The 4,786-nt window shown below is 68.4% G+C and carries 4 protein-coding genes and 2 pseudogenes; 1 reads left to right on the forward strand and 5 read right to left on the reverse strand.

The genetic code is table 11. The features are described from left to right. The coding region (locus tag AOK22_RS28230; protein WP_157872303.1) for a hypothetical protein at window positions 1-486 on the forward strand (486 nt) is incomplete at its 5' end. 116 nt (window positions 487-602) lie between these two features. On the opposite strand, the gene AOK22_RS40195 is transcribed toward AOK22_RS28230, so the two are convergent. The 5 genes and pseudogenes from AOK22_RS40195 to AOK22_RS40205 all read right to left on the reverse strand — a co-directional run. Further along, window positions 603-1,446 (reverse strand): IS5 family transposase gene (locus tag AOK22_RS40195; RefSeq protein WP_425264070.1). Its coding sequence is split into 2 segments (ribosomal slippage): window positions 603-1,091 and window positions 1,093-1,446, totalling 843 coding nucleotides; the frame shifts between segments, so codons are not numbered across the junction. Window positions 1,447-1,483: 37 nt separating this feature from the next. After that, complete coding sequence (locus AOK22_RS28240) at window positions 1,484-1,981, reverse strand: FBP domain-containing protein (RefSeq protein WP_055701544.1); 498 nt, start codon at window positions 1,979-1,981, stop codon at window positions 1,484-1,486. Between the two features lie 49 nt (window positions 1,982-2,030). Then, entirely contained in the window at window positions 2,031-3,572 is a 1,542-nt protein-coding gene (locus tag AOK22_RS28245; protein ID WP_208606455.1) for an MFS transporter, read from the reverse strand. A gap of 744 nt (window positions 3,573-4,316) precedes the next feature. Next, window positions 4,317-4,547 (reverse strand): annotated as a pseudogene (locus tag AOK22_RS40200) (transposase family protein); the annotation flags it as partial. Window positions 4,548-4,551: 4 nt separating this feature from the next. Then, window positions 4,552-4,786: pseudogene (locus AOK22_RS40205) on the reverse strand (IS5/IS1182 family transposase); the annotation flags it as partial.

Below are 4,786 nucleotides of genomic sequence, written 5' to 3' on the forward strand. Positions count from 1 at the left end.
GTGATCCTGGCCGTCGGGGTGTTCGGCACCTGGTGCGTCGCTGCGGGGTGGGAGGGGAACGATCCGGGGGAGATGCCCTTCTTCGGTGCCTTCCTGCTCGCGCTCCTACGGTTCATATGGCGTGCGGTCGTGCGGCCCCGGGTCGATGTGTACGCGGACGGACTACGGGTCACCGGATTCTGGTCGCGCTGCTGGATCCCGGGAGCGGCGATCCGCCGTATAGATCCCGAGGACGGCATGACGGTCACCACCACGGGCGGCGACGTCATCGAGGTGTTCGCCTTCTCGCGGTCCATGCTGGACCGTGGCCGGGCGGCGGCCGCCGCCCGGCAGATGCGCCGGGCCAAGCCGACCCGCCCCGGGCGGGCGGAGGAAGTTCCTGATGTTGTCCGTGGCCCCGACTGGACATGGGCGGACCTGCTCTTCGTGCCGATGCCGGTCCTCATGCTCCTGGCGTTGACCGGCGTCTACGGCACCTGGAACTGAGCTCCGCTCTCGCCCGCCTCTTGGGACTCCGCACGTTTTCCAAGAGGAGAAGCCAGGTGGTCGGCGGCCTTTTGTCGATTACCTGCCCTCTCCTCGTCTAGGCGGTTTCGTTTGGATCATCGGGCGGACCAGAGGAAGATGCCCGCGATGTGGAGTCCGGCCAGGTAGATGGTGGCGGTCTTCTCGTAGCGAGTGGCGATGCCGCGCCACTGTTTGAGGCGGTTGATGCACCGCTCGACGGTGTTGCGCTGCTTGTATGTTTGGCGGTCGAAGGCTGGCGGTCTGCGGCCCGTCTGTCCGTGCTGCCGTCGGTTGGCCTGCTGGTCGGCGCGTTCTGGGATCACCGCGCGGATGCCACGTTTGCGCAGGTGGTCGCGGATCGCGCGGGAGGAGTACGCCTGGTCGCCCAGGACCAGGTCCGGCCTGGTGCGGGGCCGTCCAAAAGGGCGGGGAACGCGCAGGCGGGACATGACGTGCGTGAAGGCGGGTGCGTCGCCGGTCTGACCGGCGGTGAGGAAGAACGCCAGGGGTCGGCACCGACCGTCGGCCGCGAGGTGGATCTTCGTGGTCAGTCCGCCGCGGGAGCGGCCGATGGCGTGGTCGCCGGGTTCGCCGGCCGGGGCCCTTTTTGCGTGCCCCGGCCGCGTGCTGGTGTGCGCGCACGATGGTCGAGTCGACCGCGACGGCCCAGTTGAGGTCCTCGTCGGCGTCCGCCTGCGCGACCAGCGCGGTGAACACCCGCTCCCACGTGCCGTCGACGGCCCACATGCGCAACCGGTTGTAGACACCCCGCCAGTTGCCGAACTTCTCTGGCAGGTGCACCCACTGAGTACCGGTCTGGAACTTGAAGGCGATCGCGTCGATCACCTCACGATGATCACGCCAGCGCCCACCCCGCTTCGGCGTCCGATCCGGGAGCAACGGCTCGATCCGCGCCCACTGCGCATCAGTCAACGACACACCCGGACCAACGACCCACTGATCCAAACGAAACGGCCTAGTGGAGGACCCTCTCGATGAACGCGTCGAGGTTGCCGCGCAGGCGCTCGATCTGCTGCTCAACGGTGAGGGACTCCTCCATGCGACCACCTGGTGCCGCCTTCTTCGTGCCCCGTGCGTACAGCGAGCAGTCCAGGTCGGCGCAGATGTAGAGGCCCACCGAGTTGCCTGCGCGGCCGGCCGGGCCTGCCTTGGGGGCGGTCAGGAGGGCGACGCCGGTGCCGGGATGGGTGGTCAGGCACAGCGAGCACAGGCTGCGGCGCAGGAAGCCGCGGTTGCCGGAAGCAGAGCGCAGGGACAGGCCGACGAGTCCACCGGCGCGTTCGGCGACGAGATATTTGCGGTCGGGCGCGGACAGGTCGAACCAGCCCAGGAAGTCCAGGTCGTCCCAATGGTCGAGGTCGGCCAGGTTCTTGGGCAGGGGGAGGCGTTTGGCCTCGCCCTTCGAGCAGTTGACGAACGAGGTACGGATGCCGTGCTCGGTCAGGGGTTTCATGCAGGTTCCTTTGAGGTGTGGGGTGGACGGTGGCGGACACGACCGCTCGTTAGGCAGGTGCGTCGTTTCCGGCGGGCTTCGGCGTCTTGGGCCGTACGGTGAGGCCCGCTACCAGGGCGGCGAGCAGCAGGACGCCGGCCGCGCACCGGTAGGCGATGGTGAAACCGTGCACCATGGATTCGTTGAGGGGCGCGCCGCCGTGGGCCGGATCGTGCAGGTGCGAGTTGATGTAACGGCTGGTGGCGCCGGTGGCGATGGTGTTGAGCAGTACGGTGCCCAGCGAAGCGCCCATCTGCTGAACGGTGTTGAGGGCAGCCGAGGCCACTCCGGCGTCCTGCGCGGGTACGCCGGCGGTGGCTGTCGCGTAGACCGGCATGAAGGTCAGGCCCATGCCCAGACCGAGCAGCAGGAGGGCGGGCAGTACGTGCGGGACGTACTGCGTGTGCACGGTCAGGTGGCTGAGCAGCACCATGCCGGCGGCGGCCAGCACCATGCCGGACGACATCAAGGTGCGTGGTGCCGTGCGTGGCAGCAGGCGGGCCGCGATCTGGGTCGCGCCGATGACGATCCCGGCTGAGATCGGTACGAAGGCCAGGCCCGTCCGCACCGGCGGGTAGCCGAGGACGACCTGCAGGTAGTACGTCAGGAACAGGAAGACGCAGAACATGCCGACGGTGGCCAAGCCCATCGTCGCGAATGATCCGGCCCGGACACGGTCCTTGACGATGCGCAGCGGCAGCAGCGGGTTCGCCGCGCGGCTCTGCCACCACACGAAGGCGGCGAGCAGGATCACGCCGGCGCCGAGCAGCGTGAGCACCGACGGTCTGGTCCAGCCACGAGGTTCAGCTTCGCTGAAGCCGTACACGAGGGCGACGAGTCCGCCGCAGCCGAGCAGTGCGCCCGGCACGTCCAGGTGCCCGTCCCGGCGGCCGGTGCGGTCGCGCAGGAAGGCCGGTGCGCCGAGCAGGGCGGCCAGCGCGATGGGTACGTTGACGTACAGGGACCAGCGCCAGTTCAGGTACTCGGTCAGCAGACCGCCCACGATCAACCCGACCGCGCTGCCGCCGCCGGCAAGCGCACCGTAGACCCCGAACGCCCTGGCACGTTCCTTGGGGTCGGTGAACGTCGTCGTCAGGAGCGACAGGGCCGAGGGCGCCAGGACCGCCGCGAACGCACCTTGCAGGGCCCGTGCAGCGAACAGCATCCAGGGCCCGGCCGCCGCGCCGCCCAGGGCGGAGGCCGCGGCAAACCCGGCCAGGCCGATGACGAAGGTTCGCTTGCGGCCCACCAGGTCGGCGATCCGACCGCCGAGCAGCAGCAGCCCGCCGAAGGCGAGCGTGTAGGCGGTGATCACCCACTGCCGGTCGGCGTCCGACATGCCGAGGGCGTGCTGGGCGGAGGGCAGGGCGATGTTCACGATGGTGCCGTCAAGGATCACCATCAGCTGGGCGAGGGCGATGACGGCCAGCGCCCACCAGCGCTTCGGATCCGGTGCCGGAGCCGCGGAGGGAACCTCGTGGCCAGGGGAGCGATCGGTGGCTGTGGAAGGGGCGGACGGAAGGGATCCCTCTTCGGGACGTTTCTTGCTCATGGCGATCACGCATGTTTCGTGTCGAAGTGCTGTCGAGACAGCCGGCCGGGGACGGTCGCAGTGGTGACGACGGGCCGGTGCACGCAGCACGGGGACACGGCAAGGCGGTGGGGCAGCGGGAACCACGGACAGCACCCGGGGCCTGCCGCACCAGCTGCGTGACATTCATGCCGGCGCTCTTGCTGGCCGCGCGGCGCAGAGTGCCGAGATCACGGTGACCAGCAAAAGAAGGGCCCGTCTTCGGGCGCGCGCCCCCGCGGCCCGCGCGGCGACGAACCGCGCAGGCCGGGACATCTCGTGACGCGGCATCTCAGGAAGATGCCGAAGACAAGAAATGAGAAAGGGGGAAGAACTACCGCGCGCCGCAGGGGAGGGAGGGCACACGGCCGGAGGCAACTATGGCCGCAACGCATTCTGCACGGTCCATGTCTCTCGCCTCCTTCCAGGCAAGGCACGCGGTGCGTGTCGACGCCGAGCGCGCCGAGCGGCGCGGCAGGAAACCCTGCCGCGTGAACCCGGACAGGCTATCCCATCGACGTCACGGCGCGAACGGGATTTCCGGCCGCTCGTGCACGCCCAAGGAGTGGCGCCATCGTCGAGCCGACCGGATAAGCAGGAGGCCGCCGACGAGCATCGCTGACGAGAGTGCAGCCACCCGATCGGGGGGATCGCCATTCGTGGCTTTGTAGGTGAGTTTCGAGAACGCCCCGGTGCTTGCCTCGGGACCATGAGCATTTTCCAACCTCACGCTGGTGTGTGGTGAAGGACCAGGATGGCTTTCACGAAGTCGGTGATGCGGTTCGTGCTGCAGCGAAGCTTCCGAAGGAGACGCCAGCCCTTGAGGGTGGTCATGGCTCGCTCGCCGGCACAGCGGATCTTGGCGTGGGTGATGTTGTGGCGACGCTTCCATGGCTTGAGACGGCGTCGGAACGGAACCCGCACGAGCCCACCGGCGCCTTGATACGCCTTGGACGCCATTTCAGTTGGTCAGTCTGCGGTGGCATATGAGGGTTGCGGCGATGGCGGTGAAGACCAGGAAGTGTTCCGGCTTGCGCTCGTAGCGGTGGTGGAGGTGTCGGCAGCCGGACAGCCGGACACGGTCCGCTCCACGACTGAGCGATGGTGGCGCAGGTGTCGGGGTGAGTCGATGTCTCTGTGGGTGAGGCGGTGTTGGATGCTGTGGGATGCCAGTCATCGTCGCAGGTGGTGGTAGT

It is taken from the genome of Streptomyces silaceus (assembly GCF_001419745.1).
GTDB classification, from domain to species: Bacteria; Actinomycetota; Actinomycetes; order Streptomycetales; family Streptomycetaceae; genus Streptomyces; species Streptomyces silaceus.

What these genes read in the sequence shown, in the direction of transcription:
- AOK22_RS28240 (WP_055701544.1), bottom strand. Translation starts at nt 1,981, where the DNA reads ATGAAACCCCTGACCGAGCACGGCATCCGTACCTCGTTCGTCAACTGC.
- AOK22_RS28245 (WP_208606455.1), bottom strand. Translation starts at nt 3,572, where the DNA reads ATGAGCAAGAAACGTCCCGAAGAGGGATCCCTTCCGTCCGCCCCTTCC.